The organism is Corynebacterium sp. c25Ua_89, assembly GCF_047459735.1.
In the GTDB taxonomy this organism is placed as follows: domain Bacteria; phylum Actinomycetota; class Actinomycetes; order Mycobacteriales; family Mycobacteriaceae; genus Corynebacterium; species Corynebacterium simulans.
In genome coordinates this window covers 1-22,626 of record NZ_JASBOD010000002.1, presented here as the reverse complement: position 1 = coordinate 22,626, position 22,626 = coordinate 1, and the positions used below count along the sequence as shown (strand labels likewise).

The following is a 22,626-nucleotide window of genomic DNA, read 5'->3' as shown; positions in this document are numbered from 1 at the left end:
CCCACCTGAAGCCGCGAATCTATTCGGTTCGAAGGATAAAGGTAAAAGGGTTGAGGTTAATACCTCGGCATTTTTGTGAGAACTCCCGGCTGCCTTATGGCAGACCGGGTTTTTCGTTTGTGGTCTCGGTAGGCACATCACTAACCCACCCCCTTAATCGAGGAGAACCACAATCAGCGCTGAAGCTCGCATCAATGAGCGCATCCGAGTACCCGAGGTCCGTCTAGTTGGCCCCGGTGGTGAACAGGTGGGCATCGTCCGTACTGATGATGCTCGCAAGCTTGCATACGAAGCAGACCTTGATCTTGTTGAGGTCGCACCTAATGCAAAGCCGCCCGTAGCCAAGATCATGGACTACGGAAAGTTTAAGTACGAGCAGGCTCAGAAGGCTCGCGAAGCCCGCAAGAACCAACAGCAGACTGTGGTCAAGGAACAGAAGTTCCGTCCGAAGATCGATGATCACGATTATGAGACCAAGAAGGGCAACGTGGTGCGCTTCCTGGAGAAGGGTTCCAAGGTCAAGGTAACCATCATGTTCCGTGGCCGCGAGCAGTCGCGTCCGGAGCTTGGTTTCCGCCTGTTGGAGCGCCTCGCCGAGGATGTCGCTGAGTACGGCTCCGTCGAGTCCCGCCCCAAGCAGGATGGTCGCAACATGACCATGGTTCTGGGACCCGTCCGCAAGGGCAAGAAGTAGACCAAACTCCACTTAGGATTTAAGGACTTAATTCTCATGAAGCAGAAGACCCACAAGGGCACCGCCAAGCGCATCAAGGTGACCGGTTCCGGCAAGCTGCGCCGTGAGCAGGCTGGCCGCCGCCACCTGCTGGAGGGCAAGCCATCCAAGCAGACCCGTCGTCTCAAGGGCACCAAGGACGTTGCACCTTCCGACGTCAAGCGCGTAAAGCGCCTGCTCGGCCGCTCCTAATTAGCGCCGAATCAACCCACTTACTAGACCCACACAAGATAAGGAAGTAATACTGTGGCACGAGTAAAGCGCTCAGTTAACGCCAAGAAGAAGCGTCGCGCGATTCTGAAGTCCGCTAAGGGCTACCGCGGCCAGCGTTCCCGCCTCTACCGTAAGGCTAAGGAGCAGTGGCTGCACTCCATGACTTACGCTTACCGCGATCGTCGCGCTCGTAAGTCTGAGTTCCGTAAGCTGTGGATCCAGCGCATCAACGCCGCTGCCCGCATGAACGACATCACCTACAACCGCCTCATCCACGGCCTGCGCCTGGCTGAGATCGAGGTTGACCGCAAGATCCTCGCTGAGCTTGCAGTCAACGACTTCGAGGCGTTCTCCGCACTGTGCGAGGCAGCCAAGGCTGCTCTGCCGGAGGACATCAACGCTCCGAAAGCTGCCTAATTAAATAGGTACGCGCAAAGCGTATTGCTTTTAAAGCTCCCGCTACTACTTTCCGTCAATTTTGACGTGAAAGGGTAGGGGGAGCTTTTATGTATTTGGGGATTTTTCCCCAGCTATCTATACCCATCTAGGAAATCGCAGTTAGCTCGTGCTAATTTGTCTGTGACACACGGCGCGGACTTTTCCGGTGTGTATTCCTTTTTCATCTTTTGCCCATTTCTCAGGAGCCTTCTATGACCTATCCAAACAACGGAAACCCTCAAGGTTACGGCAACCAGCCGCAGAACCCGTTTGGCCAACAGCCGCAGCAGTTCAACAACAACGCTCCTGCGCCTGCTCCATACCAGGGCGGTCAGCCACAGTACGGCCAGGCCTACCCAGTTCAGCAGTACCCAGCAGGCGTCGAGCAGAAGTCCTGGGTTGCAGCGATGCTGCTGGCTTTCTTCTTCGGCTACTTGGGCGCGCACAACTTCTACTTGGGCAAGACCAACCGCGGTATCGCACAGCTGATTACGTTCGCGGTTTCCGCTGTGACCCTCGTCGTGTTCATCGGCTTTTTTATCGGTGGCGCCCTCGAGATCTGGGCGTTCGTCGAGTTCATCATGATCATCGCTGGTGCCGGCGGCTACGACCGCGATGGCCGCGGTATCCCGCTGCGTCGCTAAGCATTTGCTCACTTAAGCCCGCGCTCTAATACTTGCCCACTACGGCTTTTGCTGTGGTGGGTTTGGTGGTTTTCTGGGGCTTTTGGTGCTTTTGGGGTGTGGCTTAATCCTTTTGGTGTGTGGGGCGTATGCGCTGCTAGATTTGGGGCTATGGAATTGGACTTTGAATCTGCTTTTACTGAGAGAACCCCGCGCATCGTTAATGCGGTCAAGCTGCACCGCGCGGCTAATAGGCGCAAGGCCAAGCAGTTCATCATTGAGGGCGAAAATGCGGTGGACGCGGCAGTGTCCACCGGTGCCGCAACCGATGTCTTCGTCACCGAGAAGGCAGCCGAGCGTTTCGCAGACATCGTCACCGCTGCCGGCTACATGGATGTCTACGTCCATCCCATCACGGATAAAGCAGCGCGCCACATGTCTGATACCGCAAGCACCACCGGGCTATTTGCCCTCTGCAAGCCGGTGCTGTGGTCAGTGGGCAAGATTCTCAACGCCAAACCACGTCTGGTCTCGGTTCCGGTCTTGACCTCGGAGCCAGGCAACGCGGGTACCTTGATCAGGACTTCTGACGCCATGGGCGCCGATGGCGTCATCTTCGCCGGCGAGACTGTTGATCCCCTAGGCTGCAAGGTGGCGCGTTCCTCAGCAGGTTCGCTCTTCCACGTTCCCGTTGCGCGCGACCCTAACATCAAGGACGTCCTAGGCCAGTTGCGCAAGTCTGGTATGCAGATTCTTGCCACCGCAGCCGACGGCGAGGTCGACCTTGCGGAGGCAGATCTCAGCCAGCCCACCGCGTGGCTATTCGGCAACGAGGCACACGGGCTGGGGGAGCTGCTCGACGAGGCAGACATGCGCGTGCGCATCCCGATCTTGGGCCGCGCGGAGTCGCTGAATCTCGCCACCGCCGCTTCTATCTGTCTTTACGAATCTGCGAAGTCTCATAGCCGCTAGCTGGTGCCCCTGCTGGCTTCTTGTGACGGTCACTACGGTATGATTAGCGCCGTTAGTTTTCGCGCAAGAAGAAGGTTTCAAGGCACGTGTCCGACACATCTCAGATCGAATTGACCGAAGCCGCGCTGGGCGCGGCTGCCGATTCCGCCATAGCCGCATTTGACGCTGCTACAAGCCTCGATGAGCTGGCTGCCGCTCGCCGCGAGCACTTGGGCGAGCAGGGCTATATCCCACAGGCACGCACCATGCTTGGCAGCCTGCCAAAGGACCAGCGCAAAGACGCAGGCAAGAACGTCAACATGGCGCGCGGGCGCGTCGAAAAGCGCTTTGCCCAGGTCCAGCAGCAGCTGGAAGCAGAGGCCCGGAAGGCACAGCTGGCGGCAGAAACCGTTGACGTGACCATCCCGACCACCCGCAACCAGACCGGTGCGCTTCACCCAATCACCGCGCTTTCGGAGCGCATTGCCGACATCTTTGTTGGCATGGGCTGGGAGATCGCCGAGGGGCCTGAGGTTGAGGCTGAGTACTTTAACTTCGACGCACTGAACTTCAAGCCTGACCACCCGGCACGTACCCTGCAGGATACCTTCCACGTGGGTAAGGAAGACTCCCGTCAGGTTCTGCGTACGCACACCTCGCCGGTGCAGGTACGCACCATGTTGGACCGCGATGTTCCGCTCTACATTGCTTGCCCGGGCCGTGTCTTCCGTACCGACGAGCTCGATGCCACCCACACTCCAGTCTTTCACCAGGTCGAAGGCCTGGCAGTGGACAAGGGGCTTACTATGGCACACCTGCGCGGCACTCTGGATCACCTGGCGAAGGTGCTGTTTGGTCCAGAGACCAAGACGCGCATGCGCACCAACTACTTCCCATTCACCGAGCCTTCCGCTGAGGTTGACGTCTGGTTCCCGAACAAGAAGGGCGGCGCCGGTTGGATCGAGTGGGGCGGCTGCGGCATGGTCAACCCGAACGTCCTGCGCGCAGTAGGCGTTGACCCGGAGGAATACACCGGATTCGCTTTCGGCATGGGCCTAGAGCGCACCCTGCAGTTCCGCAACGGCCTGACCGATATGCGCGACATGGTCGAGGGCGACGTTCGTTTCACCCTGCCGTTCGGCGTCCAGGCATAACCGTTTACCCCGCAATTAGGAAGGAATCTAGACACAATGCTTATTTCCCAGAGCTGGGTAACCAGGTTGCTTGGCGCGAAAAATCCCGGCTGGTCAGCCACCCCGGAAGAACTTGACGCTGGTTTCGTTCGCGTCGGCTTTGAGACCGAGGGCTACGAGGGCCTGCCAGAAATCACCGGCCCGCTCGTTATCGGCCACGTTGACTCCTTCGAGGAGCTCGAGGGCTTCAAGAAGCCAATCCGTTATTGCCAGATCAATGTCGGCGACGCTAACGGCACCGGCGAGCTCCAAGGCATTATTTGTGGTGCGCGCAACTTCCGCTTGGGGGACTACGTCGTAGTCTCCCTGCCAGGTGCTGAGCTGCCAGGCGGCTTCAAGATCTCCGCACGTGAGACCTACGGCAAGATCTCTGCGGGCATGATGTGCTCCGCGGCCGAGTTGGGCATCGCTGAGAAGTCCGATGGAATCATCACCTTGGGCGAGGAGTTCGCGGACAAAGTCGGCCAGGATGCCCGTCCGTTCTTGGGGCTGGACGATACTGTCTTCGACGTCAACATCACTCCGGACCGTGGCTACGCGCTTTCCCTGCGCGGCCTCGGCAGCGAGGTTGCTTCGGCCTTCGGCCTCGATTACGCGTGCCCGGCGCAGGACCCTTCCGTTGCTGGCATCGATGTCAGCGCCGTGCCGGAGGCTAGTGGCTCACTCATCAATGTTGAGCTGCGCGAGGAGACCAAGACACAGCGCTTTGGCCTGCGGAAGGTCACTGGCATTGACCCGACCGCGCGCACTCCGTTCTGGATGGAGCGCGAGCTCATGCTGGCAGGCCAACGCCCTGTTAACCCAGCAACCGACGTAACCAACTACGTCATGCTGCTGCTCGGCCAGCCGATGCACGCTTTCGACGCCGATCAGATTTCTGGCGACCTTGTTGTACGTAACGCGCAGGCAGGGGAGAAGTTCGAGACCCTTGACCACGTTGAGCGCACCCTCGACGCCGAGGATGTAGTCATCTGCGACGACAACGGCATCCAGTCCCTGGCCGGCGTGATGGGCGGAACGAGCTCGGAGATTACCGAGGGCGAAAACGGCACCACCAACGTCTACTTCGAGGCCGCAAACTGGGATTCCATCACCGTGGCTCGCACCTCGCGCCGCCACAAACTGTCTTCTGAGGCATCCCGTCGCTTCGAGCGAGGCGTAGATCCGGCCATCGTTGAGGTCGCACTCGACGTCGCCTGTGCACTGCTCGTGCAGATCGCTGGCGGCACCATCGAGGCCGGCCGCACCCTGGTCGGCGAGGTCGCTCGTCCGCAGCAGATCACCATGCGCGCTACCAAGCCGAGCGAGTACGCCGGTGTTGACTACTCCCGCGAGACCATCGTGAGCCGTCTGCAAGAGGTGGGCTGCGAGGTTGAGGAGTCTGGTGACAACCTGCTGGTTACTCCGGCTACCTGGCGCACCGACATCACCATGGACGTTGACCTCATCGAAGAGGTTCTGCGTCTGGAGGGCTTGGAAGATATCCCGACCATCCTGCCGACCCCAGTTGGTGGCCGTGGTCTGACCCCGGCTCAGAAGCGTCGCCGCGCTATCGGTCACGGCCTGGCATATGCAGGCTACGCTGAGGTGCTGCCTTCGCCGTTCATCGCCAACAACACATTCGATGTCTGGGGCCTGGAAGGCGATGACGAGCGCCGCAAGACCGTTTCCGTGCAGAACCCGCTCGAGTCAGATAAGGCAATTCTGAGCACCACCTTGCTGCCGAACATGCTCGAAGCAGTTGCACGCAACGTTGCTCGTGGCCGTAATGACCTCGCGCTGTACGGCCTGCAGCAGGTTTCCTTCAAGCGTGCGGATGCTTCCGCAATGCCTTCCGTTGAGGAGCGTCCAAGCGACGCCGTCGTTCAGGAGCTGCGCGACTCCCTTCCGCATCAGCCGCTGCACGTGGCTACCGTTGCTACCGGCAACGTCGAGCACGAGGGCCCATGGGGCAAGGGCCGCGTCTACACCTACGCCGATGCCATTGAGTCTGCGCGCCTGGTCGCTCGCGCGGCCGGCGTAGAGATCGAGGTAGAGGCTGCCTCCGAGCTGCCGTGGCACCCGGGCCGTTGCGCAGCGATTAAGGCTGTTGTGGGCGGCGAGAGCATCGTCGTGGGCCATGCAGGCGAGCTACATCCAGAGGTCCTCGAGGCACTGAACCTGCCGGCGCGGACTTGCGCGATGGAGATGGATGTAAACGCGCTGCCTACTGAGGAGATGTTCCCAGCTCCGGTTCTGTCTGCATTCCCGGCACTTCACCAAGACATCGCGTTGGTAGTCGACGAAGACACTCCTGCTGAGTCGGTGCGTAAGGTCGTGGAGGAAGGCGCCGGCGAACTTCTCGAGGGCGTTGAGCTTTTCGACGTCTTCCGCGGCGAGCAGCTCGGTGAGGCCAAAAAGTCACTCGCCTTCCAGCTGATCTTCCGTGCCTCCGACCGCACGCTGACCGACGAGGAAGCAAACGAGCACCGCCTGGCTGCCGCACAGCTCGCCGAGCAGCGATTGGGCGCTCAGATGCGCGCTTAAGCTCGGTTCAGCTGCCGAACTCTAGCTCGTCGTAAAAGGGCCGCGCAGATCACCTTTTCTATGGGGTGGCTGCGCGGCCCTTTTTTAATGAATCCTTAACCTTGTGAGCTAAACTTACTCCCGCTATTGAACGTGACTTAAGGCCGGCAGTTTCTCTCTCGCTGCTGGGAAAGTAGGTGCTGGTGCTAGAGTATGCCGTCTTCTATTTCACTATCTGCATGCTGCTAGCCAGCGTCCTGGTCGCCGGCGTCTGCGTGGGATGCCTGGTGGCCACCCGCTCCCAGGTTTTTAAACTGTTGGCGGTATTCTTCGGTGTCTATGCCTTCGATATAGCGCTTGTCTTTCGAACGCAGTTCATCCACGGCGGAATGGCTAACCGTGAGGTTTCTGTTTACGCAATTACGGCGCCTTTCGAGTCGATATTGCTGGGTGGCGTGATGATGGCTGTGATGGCCATCGTGGTGCAGCGCTACTTAAATGGCTGGCGCTTTCTGCCGCATGCCTGCGTCGGGCTGTTCCTGATAGGCAGCGTCGCGGCCTTGTGGGCAGTAGAGGACCCGGCACTACGCCAGTTCTTTTTCTTCAACATGCGGCCTATCACGCTGGCATTTCTGCTTTGCTATGGCTTTGGCTGCTACTTGCGCGCGAATGATCCCGCGGAGCGCGCACGCCTTTATTCCTACCGCCATCTCTTCTTCCAGGTCGCTATCTGTGCCGTGCTGGTGGTGGCAGAGAACGTTTACTATCAGCTCATCTTTGACTGGGAGGCTGCCGGGCCCGATGTGCTCTCATTCTTGCCGGAGCGCAATTTTATGGAAAACGTTCTGATCGTTGCCATCGGCTGGGCGGTCATCTCTCATGCGCGAGTGGTTCTGCGCCACGTTGGTGCGGATGCGGCGGTTAAGCCAATCGCAGATGCGGCAACGGATGACTTTCATGAGCGCAGCCTTGAGCGCTTTTCGGAGGCCCATGGCCTTTCGAAGCGCGAGCATGAAGTGGCCGGCCTGGTGCTTGCCCGCAAGAGCAATCGCGAAATCGCGGACGAACTCGGCATCTCGCTTTCTACCGTAAAGGTCCACGTTCACAATATTTTAAAAAAGTCATCCTACGAGTCTCGTGACCTATTGGTTGAGGGGTACTGGTCAGGGGTAATGTAACCGGCTTTTGTTCGCGTTTGGGTAGCGGTTTAAACCGGGTGAATTTGTACGTTGTGCTACCGTCTCTAGGAAAAGAGATGGATGTCACAATCTAAACCTTGCGTGTAAACCTGCACTTCAAAGGCGGTTTAAATCGGGTTTAGTGGCGGCCAACGCCGGATTTAATGAAAAATTAACTCGATTAGCGCTTGCTCGGGTGGGGAAATCGAGTCACGATAAAGCCAGAACTTCAGATGAGAAGCACAAGGCTTCCGGGTTCGGCCGGCGCACCCCATGAGCGTGAATTGAAGGGGAGTAGCCGGAGTGAAAATAGGGTAAAAGGCCCTATTAAAGAAAGGAGTTGGCAACAATGCCAGTAAGCCTCAGCGGACGTAACTTCCTCAAGCTTTTGGACTACACCCCAGACGAGATTCGCTACCTTATCCGCCTCTCCAAGCAATTCAAAGAAATGAAGATGGCCGGTGTGCCGCACCGCTACCTCGAGGGCAAGAACATCGCCCTCCTCTTCGAGAAGACCTCGACCCGTACCCGCTGTGCATTCGAGGTTGCCGGCTCCGACCTCGGCATGGGCGTTACCTACTTGGCACCGGATAGCTCGCAGATGGGCAAGAAGGAGTCCATCGAGGACACCGCTCGCGTGCTAGGCCGCATGTATGACGGCATCGAGTACCGCGGCTTCGCTCAGGAAATTGTTGAGGACTTGGGCGCAAACGCAGGCGTTCCAGTTTGGAACGGCCTGACCACCGAGTTCCACCCAACCCAGATGATTGCAGACATGCTCACTGTAGAGGAGAACTTCCCACAGGGCCTGAAGGGTCTGAAGCTGGTCTTCATGGGCGATGCAGGCAACAACGTTGCAAACTCCCTCATGGTTGTCTGTGCAAAGCTCGGCATGCACTTCGTCGCTTGTGGCCCGAAGGCACAGATGCCAGAAGATGGCCTGGTCGAGGAGTGCACCAAGATTGCAGCCGAGACCGGCGGCTCCGTCACCCTGACCGAAGACGTCAAGGAAGCCTGCACCGACGCTCACGTCATCTACACCGACATCTGGCTGTCCATGGGTGAGCCAGCTGAGCTCTGGGAGGAGCGCGTCAAGCTGCTCGAGCCATACCGTGTCACCAAGGATGTCATGGCAATGGCTGCCGACGACGCCATCTTCATGCACTGCCTGCCTTCCTTCCACGACGTCAAGACCGTTATTGGCAAGGAAATCTCCGAGAAGCTCGGAGTTAGCGAGATGGAGGTCTCCGACGAGGTCTTCGAGTCCGCTTACTCCAAGGTCTTCGATGAGGCAGAGAATCGTCTGCACACCATCAAGGCGGTCATGTACGCCACCTTGTCCTAGAAAATCAAGGTCTTTTCATCAGGAGAAAGTGCAATGGATAAGCGACGTGTTGTCGTTGCCCTAGGTGGCAACGCCCTTGGAAACACCCCAACCGAGCAGCTGGAAGCAATCCGCCAGACCGCCGACTCAATCGTTGACCTCATCGAGGCCGGCCACGAGGTCGTGGTTACCCACGGCAACGGTCCACAGGTTGGCATGATCAAGGTTTCCTCCGACTTCTCACACCAGCAGGGAACCACGCCAGAGATTCCTTTCGCCGAGTGCGGTGCAATGTCCGAAGGCTACATCGGATACCACCTCCAGCAGGCCATTGAGAATGTGCTGCGCATGCGGAACCTAGAGCGCGACTGCTATTCCCTCATCACGCAGACGGTTGTCGACGAAAAGGACCCGGCTTTTGATAACCCAACCAAGCCCATCGGTGTGTACTACAGCGAGGAAGAGGCAAAGCGGTTGGCTAAGGAAACCGGCAACACCTACGTCGAGGATTCCGGCCGCGGCTGGCGTTGGGTCATTGCCTCGCCACTTCCTATCGAGGTTGTAGAGGCAAGGAGCATCGCCAACATCCTGGGCTCCGGTGGCATTGCCATCGCAGCCGGTGGCGGCGGCATCCCAGTCGTCCGCAAGGAAGGCCAGCTCAGCGGTGTCACCGCAGTCATCGATAAGGACCGCACCGCGGCTCTTATCGCTCAGCAGATTGAGGCAGACACCCTGTTGATTCTCACCGCAGTTGACTACGCCTACGCCGGCTTTAACACCCCAGAACAAAAGGCTCTGGAGAAGGTCACCGTTGACGAGGTAGAGAAGCTGATTGATGATGCAGCCTTTGCACCAGGCTCAATGCTGCCGAAGGTGGAAGCATGCTTGGAGTTCGCCCGTTCGGGCGCCGGCCGTCGAGCAATCATCACCTCGCTCGAACATGCCGGTGAAGCCATGACTGGTTCCGTCGGAACCGTTATAACCTCTTAGGAGAAGTTTATTGGCCGGGTAAGACAGTATGTGCTGGCTTCCCCGGCCTTTTATGACATGAAAGGAAGGCGCCATGACCGCGCCAATGAAAGAGAAGGATACAGACCGCAAGAAGAGGCGGAGGTTCCACTTCTCAGTTCCGTCTGCTTTTACGATTCTGTTTGCCCTGACGGTTATTTCCGCAATCGCCACCTGGCTGGTTCCGGCAGGCTCGTATTCGAAGCTGATGTATGACCCTGACTCGGGCAAGCTGAACGTGACCAATCCTGATGGTTCGGTCGACGTTCTGGACGCTACGCAAAAGACTCTCGATAGCTTGGGCGTGCAGATCAACATCGATCAGTTCACCTCTGGTGCACTGACGCAGGCAGTTTCCGTCCCGGGCACTTATGAGCATGTCACGCAGAACCCGGCTGGTCTGTGGGATATCCCGGTCAGCATGGTGCATGGCACCATTGAGGCTGTTGACATCATCGTGTTCATCCTCGTGCTGGGCGGCCTCATTGGCGTGGTCCGCGCAACGGGCGCTTTCGAGTCGGGCCTGGTCGCACTGACCAAGAAGACGAAGGGGCACGAGTTCCTGCTCGTCGTCGTGGTCTCCGTGCTGATGGTCATGGGCGGTTCCGCCTGTGGCCTGGAGGAGGAAGCTGTTGCTTTTTACCCAATCCTCGCCCCAATCTTTATCTCGCTAGGCTATGACGCCATCGTCGTGGTGGGCGCCATCTTCCTGGCAGGTTCCATGGGTACGGCGTTCTCTACGATTAACCCGTTCTCGGTTGTTATCGCGTCGAACGCGGCGGGTATCAACTTCACGGATGGCATCGTATGGCGTCTGGTCGGCTGTGTCGTCGGCGGCATCGTGGTAATTAGCTACATGGCTTGGTATGCGCGTCGCCTCAAGGCAGACCCGAACTTCTCCTACGTTCTGGAGGATAAGGAAGTCTTTGAGGGCCAGTGGTCCATGGACGCCACCGGTGACGTTAAGAAGTTCGACCTTCGTCAGAAGGTCATCCTCATCCTCTTCGCTATCGCGTTCCCGTTGATGGTCTGGGGTGTTATGTCCCAGGGCTGGTGGTTCCCAACGATGGCGGCCGCATTCCTCACGGTGGCCCTGGCCATCATGTTCATTGCGGCAACCGGTGAGAATCGCTTGGGCGAAGCTGAGCTTTGCGACGCCTTCACTGAGGGTGCTTCCAGCCTGGTCGGCGTTTCCCTGATTATCGGTCTGGCCCGCGGCATCAACCTGGTGCTCAATGATGGTCATATCTCCGATACACTGCTGAACTCTGCAACCAACCTGGTTGAGGGAATGCATGGTCCAGTCTTCATCATCATGCTGATGATCATCTTCTTCCTGCTGGGCTTCGTTGTTCCTTCCTCCTCCGGCCTAGCTGTGCTGTCCATGCCGATTATGGCGCCGCTGGCAGATACGGTGGGCATCGACCGTTGGATTGTGGTCTGTGCTTATCAGTGGGGACAGTATGCAATGCTGTTCATCTGCCCGACCGGCCTGGTCATGGCAACGCTGCAGATGCTGAAGATGAAGTACACGCACTGGCTGCGCTTCGTCTGGCCGATGATGGTCTTCCTTCTGGTCTTCGGCGGCATCATGCTGGTAACTCAGGTGCTGATTTACTCCTAAGCTGTGGCTCGAGGGTGGAGGCCCTCAGGCTCAGTGTTTAGTGCCTCCCGCTTGGCTTTCTTCTCCACTCAATTGTTAGAGGAGGGCCGCGGGAGGCACTTTGCGTTTTGGAGCGATATAAAAGACTCCTCGTATATATTGCAGCGCCTTGCATAACTTGTTATTGTTTCCCGCATGAGTATTTCAGTAGCCATCGCGGGCGTTTCCGGATATGCAGGCGGCGAGATTCTGCGCCTGCTCTTGTCCCATCCAGCATATTTGTCCGGTAAGCTGCGGATTGGCGCCCTCTGTGGGCACTCCACAGCCGGGCAACCGGTGGCGCAGGTCGTGCCAAATGCGCCGCAGGTGTGGGGGAATACTATTCAAGACATTGCGGCGGAAAACCTGCTTGGGCATTCGGTGGTCTTCCTGGCGCTGCCGCACGGACACTCGGCGAAGTTGGCGCGGGAGATTGAGGCGGCGTCGCAAAGCACCGGCGTCGCCGTGCCGGTGTTGATTGATTGCGCGGCCGATTTCCGCCTCCGGAGCGAAGAGGACTGGCGGGAGTTCTATGGTGGGGATTACGCGGGCGCATGGCCCTATGGCATCCCAGAGCTGCCTGGAAATCGCGCACAGCTGCAGGGGGCATCGCAGGTAGCGGTGCCGGGATGCTTTCCCACCGCCGTGACTTTGGGTGCTGTGCCGGCCTTGGCGCAGGAGCTCATCGAACCTGAGCTCAACGTGGTTGCGGTTACTGGCGTTTCCGGCGCAGGCAAGAAGGCCGCAGTGGGGTTGCTTGGTACTGAGACCATGGGCAGTTTGCGCGCCTATTCGCCGGGCGGCACGCACCGCCATACCCCGGAGATGGTGCAGAACCTGGCGCCTTTCGTGCACGGTGACGCTGAGCTCAACCTCAGCTTTACTCCGGTCTTGGCCCCGCTGGTGCGGGGGATTTTGGCCACTATCAGCGCTCCTCTTGCCGGAGGAGTGGATGCCTCCCAGGTGCACAAAGCCTTCGCGGACTTCTACAAGGACGAGCCTTTTTGCTTGGTTTTGCCAGAAGGAATCCAGCCAGAAACGCAGAACGTAGTGGGCTCCAACATGGTGCATATCCACGCTCATGTGGACGGTCGTGCCCGACGATTGCTCATCACTGTTGCGCTCGACAATCTGACCAAGGGCACCGCCGGTGCCGCCGTTCAATGTATGAATCTCGCGCTAGGGCTTGAAGAAGCCGCCGGCCTGCCACAAGCGGCCGTCGCGCCCTAGGCGGTTATTAATAGCCACCTTTTTAATTAGGAGAAGATCATGTCACTATCACCCACCACGCCAGGAGTGCCCGTGACCAAACCAACTGGCGTTACCGCGCCGAAAGGTTTTGTGGCGGGAGCAACCACTGCTGGGATTAAGCCATCTGGAAAATCAGATATGGCGCTCGTTGTAAATCAAGGCCCACATTTTAATGCAGCGGCGGTATTTACCCGCAACCGGGTCGTTGCCTCACCGGTAAAACTTTCCAAGGCCGCCGTCGCAGACGGGCAGGTAAGGGCCGTGTTGTATAACTCGGGCAACGCCAACGCCTGTAACGGGAAGCAAGGCGACAAAGATGCCCAAGCCATGGTGGATGAACTTGCTGCTCTAACTGGAATTGTCGGGCAAGATATCGCTGTATGCTCCACAGGGCTGATTGGCGAGCCTTTGCCGATGAATAAAACATTGGGCGGCGTTCGCGGCGTCGTGGGGCAACTCAGCTCAGAAGGAGGTCACGCTGCCGCCGAGGCGATAATGACCACCGATACCGTGGCGAAGGAAGCTGTGGTGCACGGTGGTGGATGGACTTTGGGTGCGATGGGCAAGGGCGTGGGCATGATGGCGCCCTCGCTTGCAACGATGCTCGTGTGCCTGACAACCGACGCCGCGGCCACGCCTGCCGCGCTGCAGCAAGCGCTGCACAGTGCATGCGATGCGACCTTCAATACCTTAGATATTGATGGCTCGACCTCGACTAATGACACCGTCATCATCTTGGCAAATGGTGCATCGGGCATCGAGCCTTCGCAGGAAGAGCTCGACGATGCTGTTCTTAAAGCCTGCGCCGACATTGTGGACCAGCTGCAGGCCGACGCGGAAGGGGTGACCAAGCGCGTCAAAATCACCGTCGAGGGCACCACTGACGATGCACAGGCGCTTGCCGCTGCGCGGACGCTGGGCCGGGATAACCTTTTCAAGTGTGCGATGTTTGGCTCCGATCCCAATTGGGGCCGCGTCCTGGCGGCAGTAGGCATGGCGGACGCAGATATGGATCCGGAAAACATTTCTGTTGCCTTCAACAATCAGCCTGTCTGTATCAACTCCACGGGCGCGCCCGGCGCGCGCGAGGTGGACCTTTCAGGAATCGATATTGACGTCCACGTTCACTTAGGCCTTAACGGGCCAGGCCGAGCATTTGTACGGACTACGGATCTGTCTCATCAGTACGTCGAAATCAACTCGGCCTATAGCTCTTAGCTTCGGGGAATAGGCAAGGCGAGGAGACTATGCAGACTTTAACGAACGTGGAGCGGGCCACGGTCTTGGCGGAGGCACTGCCGTGGCTCCAGCATTATCGCGACAAAATAGTCGTGGTGAAATATGGCGGCAACGCCATGGTGGATGAGCGGCTCAAGGCGGCGTTCGCGGCAGACATGGTGTTTCTGCGCGCGGTGGGCGCGAAGCCGATTGTCGTCCACGGCGGCGGCCCGCAGATCAACCAGATGCTGGGCAGGCTCGGCATCGAGGGGGAATTCAAAGGTGGCTTTCGGGTAACCACCCCGGAGGTTATGGAGGTCGTACGGATGGTCTTGTTTGGACAGGTGGGCAGGGGATTGGTCAACCTTATCAACTCCCACGGGCCCTACGCGGTGGGCACCTCGGGCGAGGACGCAGGACTATTTCGCGCCCAAAAGCGCCTTGTCAACATCGATGGGCAGCTGACAAACATCGGTTTGGTCGGCGATATTACTGATGTCAACCCCGAAGCCTTGATGGACATCGTGGATGCAGGAAGGATTCCCGTTGTGTCAACCATTGCGCCCGGTAGGGATGGCGAGGTTTATAACGTTAATGCAGATACCGCGGCGGGTGCGCTCGCTAGCGCTGTGGACGCGGAAAGGCTCGTGGTCCTAACCAACGTGGAGGGCCTTTATACCGACTGGCCAGATTCCGATTCTTTGGTCTCCAAGATTGAGTGCAGCAAGCTTTCGCAGCTCTTGCCCACCTTAGGCAGCGGGATGATCCCCAAGATGGAGGCCTGTCTTAAAGCAGTGGAGGCAGGGGTAAATGCGGCACACGTTATCGATGGCCGCACCGAGCATGCGGTGGTCCTAGAGCTGCTGACCTCCGGCGGCATCGGAACGATGATTCTGCCTGATAACTATGACCGCGCTGATTATCCGGAAGGAACGGTCTTTAGAAAGGACGATAACGCATGACTTCGCTTATAATGCAGTGGAACGAGGCGATCACGAATACCTACGGCGCTCCGCCGCTCGGATTGGTCTCAGGTGCAGGATCTACCGTGGTTGATGAAGAGGGAAAGTCCTACATCGACATGCTGGCCGGCATTGCGGTCAATTCACTAGGCTACGGGCATCCTGCCGTAGTTCAGGCGGTAAGCCAGCAGGTGGCTAAGTTGGCGCACGTATCCAACCTTTTTGCTAGCGAGCCTGTGGTTGAGGTTGCGCAGAAGCTCAAGGCTCGGGTGGGCGATAGCGATGCCCGGATATTCTTCTGCAACTCCGGTACCGAGGCCAACGAGGCCGCATTCAAGGTAGCGCGCTTGACTGGAAAGAAGCGGGTGCTGGCGGCGCACCACGGGTTCCACGGGCGTACGATGGGCGCGCTCGTGATGACGGGGCAGCCGGGCAAACGAGCGCCTTTCGAGCCGCTGCCAGCTGGCGTGGAATTTTATCCCTATGGCGACATTGAATATCTGCGCACATTGGTGGAACAGGACCCAGCCAATACAGCAGCAATCATTCTGGAGCCTATCCAAGGCGAAACCGGAGTGATTCCCGCGCCGTCTGGATTTCTGGTTAAGGTGCGCCAGTTATGCGATGAATACGGGCTCCTCTTGATTGTTGATGAGGTTCAGACTGGCGTCGGGCGTACCGGTGACTTTTTCGCTTTCCAGTCCGCGGGAATTTTGCCCGATGTGATCACCATGGCCAAAGGCTTGGGGGCAGGCCTGCCCATCGGCGCGACCATCGTACGGGGCGCGGCGAAGGATTTGCTTACTCCGGGGAGCCACGGCACGACCTTTGGCGGCAATCCCGTTGCGTGTGCGGCGGCAAATGCGGTACTGGACACCATCGACGCCGCGTTCATTTCTGAGGTACGCAACAAGGGAGAGCGGCTCGCAGAACGCGTAGCTGCGTTGCCTGGCGTAGTAGAAGTGCGCGGTCGCGGCCTGATGCTGGGCGTGGTGCTGGAACGCCCTGTGGCCAAACAGGTGGTCAGCGCCGGCTTCAAGCACGGCGTAATTGTGAATGCGCCGAGTGATTCCGTCGTGCGGTTGACGCCGCCGCTGGTGATTGAAGAGGCAGAGCTGGACGTGGCGGTTAACCGCTTTGCGCTGGCGCTTTCCGACGCCACCGCCAGTTAAAGCGCCACGTGTCCGGCGTGAGGTTTATGCTCGGGTACATGAAGAACCTAAACACCACAAAGCTTGTTTGTATTGGCCTGGGTCACGTTGGATCCTCGGTCCTTGCTTATGCCATGGAGTCCGGCCTTTTCGCGGATATCGCCGCAATCGATGTCAACGATAAGGTGGCACACGGTGAGGCGCTGGACCATGATCAATCCACCGGCGTGCCTGGCGTTGACCATATCCACGTCCACGCCGGTACCTATGAGGACTGCGCCGATGCTGATCTCATCATCGTATCTGCCGGTGCGTCCATGCAGCCGGACCCGGACAATCCGGGTTCTGCTCCTGACCGTGCCGAGTTGGCAGTTTCTTCCGGCCACGTTATTCGCAACGTCATGGAAGGCATCACTGCCCATACGCGTGAAGCGGTCATCCTGTTTATCACCAATCCTCTGGACGCAATGGTTACCCTTGCACACCGCGAGTTCGACTACCCGCGCGAGCTACTCTTTGGTACCGGCACCATGCTCGATTCAGCGCGTCTGCGCTGGGCTGTAGGGCGCGAGCTCGGTATCGATCCCAAGTCTGTCACCGGTTACATGATGGGTGAACACGGCATGACTGCCTTCCCAGTGCTGTCGAAACTGAACGTCCAAGGCTTGGGCTGGGAAGAACTTGAAGAGCTCCATCACGGCTCGCTACCAGGTAAGGAAGAGCTCAAAGAAACCGTCGTCGGCGCGGCCTACGACGTCTTCAATGCAAAGGGCTGGACCGACGCTGGTGTGGCACGTTCCGCGGTAGCGATTGCGCGATCGATCATGCTGGATGAGAAGGCGGTTCATCCGGTCTGCTCCATGTTGGAGGGGGAATACGGCATCGACGATGTTGCGCTTTCCATGCCATCGGTTGTCGGCCGCGGTGGAGTCGAAAAGCGCTTGGCCCCCAAGCTCAATGAATGGGAGACCCAGAAGTTGGCTGAGTCCGCAAGCTATATCCGCGCAACTTTCGAGCGTGCGCAAGGTTAATGGCGCCCGCCGGGACAATTCCGGAATCCTTCACGCTGAAGGTTTATGCTTGAAAGCGAATTTAATGCACTAAGACTTAGTGCATTTGAGGATATCGGATTGCCGGCATGAGTTTTAAGGAGAATTCTTTAGCGATGACAACGACGCCGACCACGCGCAATGCGCGCCAAGCCAAGATCCTGGAAATTCTGGATCGCACCCGCGTCACCAGCCAGGTGCAGCTTTCTGAGCTGCTGCTTGATGAAGGAATCGACATTACCCAGGCAACCCTTTCGCGCGATCTTGACGAGCTTGGTGCGAAGAAAGTAAAGCGCGGTGGCGGGCGTTCCTTCTATATGGTCGGCGGCGAGCTGGAGCAATTCGAAGACCAGCTTAACGGACCCCGCGAGAAGCTGCGCCGCATGCTCGACGAACTTGTTGTCTCGCATGATCATTCAGGAAACATCGCCATGCTGCGCACTCCAGCCGGCGCTGCGCAGTATTTGGCTTCCTTTATTGACCGCGTTGGTTTGAGCGATGTAGCCGGCTGTATTGCTGGTGACGACACTATTTTCGTCCTCGCCCGCGAGTCGACCACCGGCGAGGAACTTGCGAAGAAGCTCACATCACGCGACGTTTAGGTTTTATACGTTCTATCGTATAATATTAACGGTAGCTCGAAGATAACCTAAGGAGAATGATTATGAGCGCACGTGTTGTACTGGCTTATTCCGGCGGGCTGGATACGTCCGTGGCGATCCCTTACCTGGCTAAGATGACCGGCGGTGACGTTGTTGCTGTTTCTCTTGACCTTGGCCAGGGTGGCGAGAATATGGAGTCGGTACGCCAACGCGCCCTCGATTGCGGCGCGGTCGAGTCCATCGTTATTGACGCGAAGGATGAATTCGCAGAAGAGTACTGCCTGCCTACCATCAAGGCTAACGGCATGTACATGAAGCAGTACCCGCTCGTTTCTGCGATTTCCCGCCCGCTTATCACCAAGCACCTCGTGAAAGCTGCGCAGGAGCACGGTGGAACACACGTTTCCCACGGTTGCACTGGTAAAGGTAACGATCAGGTCCGCTTCGAGGTTTCCTTCCGCGCACTCGATCCTTCGCTAGAGATCATCGCGCCAGCGCGTGACTACGCCTGGACTCGTGACAAGGCAATCGCCTTCGCAGAGGAGATCAACCTCCCGATTGAGCAGTCCGCATCCTCGCCATTTTCTATTGACCAAAACGTGTGGGGCCGGGCGGTAGAAACCGGCTTTTTGGAGGATCTGTGGAATCCGCCAACAAAGGATCTTTACGCCTACACCGAGGATCCGGCATTGGGTAACGCCCCCGATGAGGTCATCATTTCCTTTGAAAAGGGCAAGCCCGTTGCCATCGACGGCAAGCCGGTGACCGTTCTGGAAGCAATCGAAGAGCTCAATCGCCGCGCGGGTGCACAAGGCGTCGGCCGTCTCGACATGGTTGAGGACCGGCTTGTAGGCATCAAGTCCCGCGAGGTCTACGAGGCTCCGGGTGCCATGGTGCTTATCAAGGCTCACGAGGCGCTGGAGGATGTCACCGTCGAGCGTGAGCTCGCACGTTATAAGCGCCTGACCGACGCTCGCTGGAGCGAAGAGGTCTACGACGGCCTCTGGTACTCGCCGCTGAAGCGTTCCCTGGATGCCTTCATCGAGTCCTCCCAGGAGAACGTCACCGGCGATATCCGCATGGTTCTCCACGCCGGCACCGCAACTGTCAATGGTCGCCGCTCGGGTGAGTCTCTGTACTCCTTCGACCTGGCCACCTATGACACTGGCGACGCCTTCGATCAGTCCGCGGCCAAGGGCTTTGTCCAGCTGCATGGCCTGTCCACCCAGATCTCCAACCAGCGTGACCGCGATGGCGGTTTCCCAACCGGAAAGAAATAATGCATAAGACAAACGAGGGCGCACTGTGGGGCGGGCGCTTCACCGGCGGCCCGTCTGAGGCAATGTTCGCCCTGTCCGTATCCACTCACTTCGACTGGGTCCTGGCGCCATATGACGTCTTGGCTTCCAAGGCACATGCGAAGGTCCTACACAAGGCAGGCCTGCTTTCCGACGCCGACCTGCAGACCATGCTCGATGGTCTGACGCAGCTGGGGGAGAAGGTAGCCTCCGGCGAGTTCCGTCCGCTGCCCACCGATGAGGATGTACACGGCGCGATGGAGCGCGGGCTTATCGACATCGTCGGGCCTGAGGTCGGCGGCCGCCTGCGCGCGGGTCGTTCCCGCAATGACCAGGTAGCAACCCTGTTTCGCATGTGGGTCCGCGATGCCATTCGCGATATTGCTCTGCAGGTCACTGACTTGGTGGATGCTTTGTCTCAGCAGGCAGCGGCGCACCCGGAGGCAATCATGCCGGGTAAGACTCACTCGCAGGCAGCACAGCCGATCTTGTTGGCACACCAGCTGTTGGCGCACGCGCAACCTTTGCTTCGCGACGTCGATCGCTTGAAGGATCTGGACAAGCGCCTAGCCGTATCACCTTATGGCTCTGGCGCGCTGGCGGGTTCTTCGCTGCACCTTGATCCGGAGGCCATTGCACAGGAATTGGGCTTCGATTCAGCTGCGGAGAACTCTCTGGATGGAACCTCATCGCGTGACTTTGCCTCGGAGGCAGCTTTCGTCTTGGCGCAAATCGCGGTCGATATGTCTCGCTTGGCGGAAGAAATCATCTATTGGTGCACTCCGGAATACGGTTACGTCACCCTGGATGATGCTTGGTCGACCGGTTCTTCCATCATGCCGCAGAAGAAGAATCCCGATGTTGCGGAGCTAACCCGCGGCAAGACGGGCCGCCTCATTGGCAATCTTTCCGGATTGCTGGCCACGCTGAAGGCGCAGCCTTTGGCCTATAACCGTGACTTGCAGGAGGATAAAGAGCCGATCGTTGACTCGGTGGCGCAGCTCAATCTGCTGCTGCCAGCCATGACCGGCCTGGTTTCCACTTTGGAATTCCACGAAGACCGCATGCGTGAGCTTGCCCCACGTGGATTCACTCTGGCAACGGACCTCGCCGAGTGGATGGTTCGCCAAGGCGTTCCGTTCCGCGAGGCACATGAGGCTTCGGGCGCGTGCGTTCAGATTGCCGAGGCAAGGGGAGTGGACCTGGTGGACCTCAGCGATGAGGAGCTCGCCGGCGTCGATAAGCGCTTGCTCCCTGCAGTGCGTGACGTACTCACCATCGATGGTGCGGTGGCCTCGCGTTCTACCAAGGGTGGAACCGCAGGTATGCGGGTCGCTGAACAGCGTGAACGCGTTGACGAGATTGCCGCGGAATTTAAGAAATGGGCACAGGCTTCGGTGATCCCAGAAGCTTAAGCCAGTGGAGCCGGTCATCTTCAGGGAGTGAAGACGGCCGGCTTTTCGCTTGTGCATTTCGCATCGCTGGGTTGGAGCCGCCGGCCGAAGCGCCGAGTGTAGGATTAACGCCATGAGTCTTGATCCACAACTTCTAGAGATTTTGGTCTGCCCCCAAGATAAAGGGCCGCTGACCTATAACGAGGATGCACAGGTTCTGGTCAATGAGCGTCTCGGCATTGCCTATCCCATCGAGGACGACATCCCAGTGATGCTAGCTGATCACGCAAAAGCATGGCCTGCACAAGCAGAGCCCTAACAAACTTTTCTGCACCTCGAATCTAGGAAGAAATTAGGAAGACCTTTATGAACATTATTGACGAGCTGTCTTGGCGCGGCCTCATCAACCAGTCCACCGACCTCGACGCACTGCGCGAAGAGTGCGAAAAGCCGATTACCCTGTACTGCGGTTTCGACCCGACGGGGGATTCCCTTCACGCAGGGCACCTAGTGCCGATGATTATGCTGCGCCGCTTCCAGGAATTTGGCCACCGTCCGATCACCGTTGCTGGTGGTGCGACCGGCACTATTGGTGACCCACGCGACGTCGGCGAGCGTTCCATGCTCAGCATGGACGTCATTGAGCAGAACCTGCAGGCAATCCAGAAGCAGCTGCGTCGTTTTGTGGACTTCGAAGGCGAGAACGCCGCCATCATGGTTAACAACGCTGATTGGACCATGAACCTTTCCGTTATCGACTTCCTGCGTGATATCGGAAAGAACTTTTCGCTGAACACGATGCTTGACCGCGATACCGTCAAGCGCCGCTTGGAATCCGACGGAATTTCCTACACCGAGTTCTCCTACATGCTTTTGCAGTCCAACGACTACGTACACCTGCACCGTGAATACGACTGCGTGCTGCAGATCGGCGGCGGCGATCAGTGGGGCAACATTGTCTCTGGTGTCGATCTGAACCGTCGCATGGATAACGCTAAGGTCCATGCGCTCACCGTTCCGCTCGTTACCGACGCCCAAGGCCAGAAGTTCGGTAAGTCCACCGGCGGCGGCAAGTTGTGGCTGGATCCTGAAAAGACCTCTGCTTACTCCTGGTACCAGTACTTCCTTAACGCTGGCGACTCTGTCGTCATTGACTACCTGCGTTGGTTCACCTTCCTGACTCAGGAAGAAATCGCGGAGTACGAGAAGGCCGTGGCGGAAGAGCCATACAAGCGCGCTGCGCAGCGTCGCCTGGCTCAGGAGATGACCAACATGGTTCATGGTGAAGAGGCAACCAAGGCAGTCGAGCTTGCTGCCCAGGCACTCTTCGGTAAGGCGGAGCTTAAAGAACTGGATGAAAAGACCCTGGCGGGTGCGTTGTCTGAAACCACAGTCGCTGAGATTACGGAAGGCGAGCCGCGGACCATCGTTGACCTTCTGGTGGCTTGTGGTCTGGCTGACTCCAAGGGCGCTGCACGCCGCACCATTAAGGAAGGTGGCGCTTACGTCAACAACCAGCGCATTGAATCGGATGACTGGGAGCCTGCAGCAGAGGACCTACTGCATGGCACCTGGCTCGTCCTACGCCGCGGCAAGAAGAACTTTGCGGGCGCACGCCTGGCTTAAAGGCCTCTAGCGCGACAAGTCGTGAGAACCGTCCACCAAAGGTGGGCGGTTTTCGTGTTTGACCTGGCGATTTGTCAACCTTTAGGGGCATGCGTATATTTATCGAAGTCGCCGCGACAAGCGGTCGGCGGAGAGATTAATTCTTGGTTGACAAGATATCGACTTGTTAGCTAAAGTATGAACTCCAGTCGCTTAGAGAAACAGCAGGTTAAATGTTGTTGAACTAATGCGAATGATGTCTGAGAACTCAATAGTGTGCCAATGTAC

General features: G+C 58.1%; 21 protein-coding genes. All 21 read left to right on the top strand.

Annotation, left to right across the window (positions count from 1 at the left end; all coding sequences use genetic code 11):
• Nucleotides 1-172 precede the first annotated feature (172 nt).
• The gene (gene infC / locus QKB66_RS02880) at nucleotides 173-694 is read left to right on the top strand and encodes a translation initiation factor IF-3 (RefSeq protein WP_082778602.1); all 522 of its coding nucleotides are present in this window, start codon (nucleotides 173-175) and stop codon (nucleotides 692-694) included.
• A 36-nt stretch (nucleotides 695-730) separates the two neighbouring features.
• Nucleotides 731-925 carry a 50S ribosomal protein L35 gene (rpmI, locus tag QKB66_RS02875; protein ID WP_046646844.1) on the top strand — a complete coding sequence of 65 codons (195 nt, stop codon included), beginning with the start codon at nucleotides 731-733 and terminating at the stop codon, nucleotides 923-925.
• Between the two features lie 54 nt (nucleotides 926-979).
• Nucleotides 980-1,363, top strand: coding sequence for a 50S ribosomal protein L20 (gene rplT, locus QKB66_RS02870; RefSeq protein WP_061922666.1), 384 nt, complete (start codon nucleotides 980-982; stop codon nucleotides 1,361-1,363).
• A 233-nt stretch (nucleotides 1,364-1,596) separates the two neighbouring features.
• Nucleotides 1,597-2,028, top strand: a complete 432-nt coding sequence (locus tag QKB66_RS02865; RefSeq protein WP_248092012.1) for a TM2 domain-containing protein — start codon at nucleotides 1,597-1,599, stop codon at nucleotides 2,026-2,028.
• Between the two features lie 150 nt (nucleotides 2,029-2,178).
• Nucleotides 2,179-2,979 carry a TrmH family RNA methyltransferase gene (locus QKB66_RS02860; protein WP_061922657.1) on the top strand — a complete coding sequence of 267 codons (801 nt, stop codon included), beginning with the start codon at nucleotides 2,179-2,181 and terminating at the stop codon, nucleotides 2,977-2,979.
• A gap of 86 nt (nucleotides 2,980-3,065) precedes the next feature.
• The gene (pheS, locus tag QKB66_RS02855; RefSeq protein WP_070433183.1) at nucleotides 3,066-4,112 is read left to right on the top strand and encodes a phenylalanine--tRNA ligase subunit alpha; all 1,047 of its coding nucleotides are present in this window, start codon (nucleotides 3,066-3,068) and stop codon (nucleotides 4,110-4,112) included.
• Between the two features lie 36 nt (nucleotides 4,113-4,148).
• On the top strand, nucleotides 4,149-6,677 hold the full coding sequence (pheT, locus tag QKB66_RS02850) for a phenylalanine--tRNA ligase subunit beta (protein ID WP_414252648.1): 2,529 nt from the start codon (nucleotides 4,149-4,151) through the stop codon (nucleotides 6,675-6,677).
• 176 nt (nucleotides 6,678-6,853) lie between these two features.
• Nucleotides 6,854-7,834 carry a LuxR C-terminal-related transcriptional regulator gene (locus tag QKB66_RS02845; protein ID WP_414252647.1) on the top strand — a complete coding sequence of 327 codons (981 nt, stop codon included), beginning with the start codon at nucleotides 6,854-6,856 and terminating at the stop codon, nucleotides 7,832-7,834.
• Between the two features lie 349 nt (nucleotides 7,835-8,183).
• Entirely contained in the window at nucleotides 8,184-9,179 is a 996-nt protein-coding gene (gene argF / locus QKB66_RS02840) for an ornithine carbamoyltransferase (RefSeq protein WP_070498545.1), read from the top strand.
• Between the two features lie 33 nt (nucleotides 9,180-9,212).
• Complete coding sequence (gene arcC / locus QKB66_RS02835; protein ID WP_070588523.1) at nucleotides 9,213-10,148, top strand: carbamate kinase; 936 nt, start codon at nucleotides 9,213-9,215, stop codon at nucleotides 10,146-10,148.
• A 73-nt stretch (nucleotides 10,149-10,221) separates the two neighbouring features.
• Nucleotides 10,222-11,790: a YfcC family protein gene (locus tag QKB66_RS02830; RefSeq protein WP_414252646.1), complete on the top strand. Its 1,569-nt coding sequence runs from the start codon at nucleotides 10,222-10,224 to the stop codon at nucleotides 11,788-11,790.
• Between the two features lie 174 nt (nucleotides 11,791-11,964).
• On the top strand, nucleotides 11,965-13,038 hold the full coding sequence (argC, locus tag QKB66_RS02825; RefSeq protein WP_070588524.1) for an N-acetyl-gamma-glutamyl-phosphate reductase: 1,074 nt from the start codon (nucleotides 11,965-11,967) through the stop codon (nucleotides 13,036-13,038).
• A 72-nt stretch (nucleotides 13,039-13,110) separates the two neighbouring features.
• Complete coding sequence (gene argJ, locus QKB66_RS02820; protein ID WP_414252645.1) at nucleotides 13,111-14,277, top strand: bifunctional glutamate N-acetyltransferase/amino-acid acetyltransferase ArgJ; 1,167 nt, start codon at nucleotides 13,111-13,113, stop codon at nucleotides 14,275-14,277.
• A gap of 29 nt (nucleotides 14,278-14,306) precedes the next feature.
• Entirely contained in the window at nucleotides 14,307-15,239 is a 933-nt protein-coding gene (gene argB / locus QKB66_RS02815) for an acetylglutamate kinase (protein WP_414252644.1), read from the top strand.
• On the top strand, nucleotides 15,236-16,411 hold the full coding sequence (locus QKB66_RS02810; RefSeq protein ID WP_414252643.1) for an acetylornithine transaminase: 1,176 nt from the start codon (nucleotides 15,236-15,238) through the stop codon (nucleotides 16,409-16,411). The genes argB and QKB66_RS02810 overlap by 4 nt, the downstream gene beginning before the upstream one ends.
• Before the next feature lie 38 nt (nucleotides 16,412-16,449).
• On the top strand, nucleotides 16,450-17,421 hold the full coding sequence (locus QKB66_RS02805) for a lactate/malate family dehydrogenase (RefSeq protein WP_141741046.1): 972 nt from the start codon (nucleotides 16,450-16,452) through the stop codon (nucleotides 17,419-17,421).
• Between the two features lie 107 nt (nucleotides 17,422-17,528).
• Entirely contained in the window at nucleotides 17,529-18,041 is a 513-nt protein-coding gene (locus tag QKB66_RS02800) for an arginine repressor (protein WP_256374596.1), read from the top strand.
• Between the two features lie 62 nt (nucleotides 18,042-18,103).
• On the top strand, nucleotides 18,104-19,321 hold the full coding sequence (locus tag QKB66_RS02795; protein ID WP_070498538.1) for an argininosuccinate synthase: 1,218 nt from the start codon (nucleotides 18,104-18,106) through the stop codon (nucleotides 19,319-19,321).
• Nucleotides 19,321-20,754 carry an argininosuccinate lyase gene (argH, locus tag QKB66_RS02790; protein WP_311518316.1) on the top strand — a complete coding sequence of 478 codons (1,434 nt, stop codon included), beginning with the start codon at nucleotides 19,321-19,323 and terminating at the stop codon, nucleotides 20,752-20,754. Before QKB66_RS02795 ends, argH begins: the two co-directional genes overlap by 1 nt.
• Nucleotides 20,755-20,866: 112 nt before the next feature.
• On the top strand, nucleotides 20,867-21,052 hold the full coding sequence (locus tag QKB66_RS02785) for a Trm112 family protein (protein WP_414252642.1): 186 nt from the start codon (nucleotides 20,867-20,869) through the stop codon (nucleotides 21,050-21,052).
• A gap of 47 nt (nucleotides 21,053-21,099) precedes the next feature.
• Nucleotides 21,100-22,359, top strand: coding sequence for a tyrosine--tRNA ligase (gene tyrS, locus QKB66_RS02780; RefSeq protein WP_414252641.1), 1,260 nt, complete (start codon nucleotides 21,100-21,102; stop codon nucleotides 22,357-22,359).
• Nucleotides 22,360-22,626 lie beyond the last annotated feature (267 nt).

Bases quoted from the DNA above. Each gene is read 5' to 3' on its own strand.
- rpmI (WP_046646844.1), top strand. From the start codon at position 731: ATGAAGCAGAAGACCCACAAGGGCACCGCCAAGCGCATCAAGGTGACC.
- QKB66_RS02865 (WP_248092012.1), top strand. From the start codon at position 1,597: ATGACCTATCCAAACAACGGAAACCCTCAAGGTTACGGCAACCAGCCG.
- QKB66_RS02860 (WP_061922657.1), top strand. From the start codon at position 2,179: ATGGAATTGGACTTTGAATCTGCTTTTACTGAGAGAACCCCGCGCATC.
- pheT (WP_414252648.1), top strand. From the start codon at position 4,149: ATGCTTATTTCCCAGAGCTGGGTAACCAGGTTGCTTGGCGCGAAAAAT.
- argF (WP_070498545.1), top strand. From the start codon at position 8,184: ATGCCAGTAAGCCTCAGCGGACGTAACTTCCTCAAGCTTTTGGACTAC.
- arcC (WP_070588523.1), top strand. From the start codon at position 9,213: ATGGATAAGCGACGTGTTGTCGTTGCCCTAGGTGGCAACGCCCTTGGA.
- QKB66_RS02830 (WP_414252646.1), top strand. From the start codon at position 10,222: ATGACCGCGCCAATGAAAGAGAAGGATACAGACCGCAAGAAGAGGCGG.
- argC (WP_070588524.1), top strand. From the start codon at position 11,965: ATGAGTATTTCAGTAGCCATCGCGGGCGTTTCCGGATATGCAGGCGGC.
- argB (WP_414252644.1), top strand. From the start codon at position 14,307: ATGCAGACTTTAACGAACGTGGAGCGGGCCACGGTCTTGGCGGAGGCA.
- QKB66_RS02810 (WP_414252643.1), top strand. From the start codon at position 15,236: ATGACTTCGCTTATAATGCAGTGGAACGAGGCGATCACGAATACCTAC.
- QKB66_RS02805 (WP_141741046.1), top strand. From the start codon at position 16,450: ATGAAGAACCTAAACACCACAAAGCTTGTTTGTATTGGCCTGGGTCAC.
- QKB66_RS02800 (WP_256374596.1), top strand. From the start codon at position 17,529: ATGAGTTTTAAGGAGAATTCTTTAGCGATGACAACGACGCCGACCACG.
- QKB66_RS02795 (WP_070498538.1), top strand. From the start codon at position 18,104: ATGAGCGCACGTGTTGTACTGGCTTATTCCGGCGGGCTGGATACGTCC.
- argH (WP_311518316.1), top strand. From the start codon at position 19,321: ATGCATAAGACAAACGAGGGCGCACTGTGGGGCGGGCGCTTCACCGGC.
- QKB66_RS02785 (WP_414252642.1), top strand. From the start codon at position 20,867: ATGAGTCTTGATCCACAACTTCTAGAGATTTTGGTCTGCCCCCAAGAT.
- tyrS (WP_414252641.1), top strand. From the start codon at position 21,100: ATGAACATTATTGACGAGCTGTCTTGGCGCGGCCTCATCAACCAGTCC.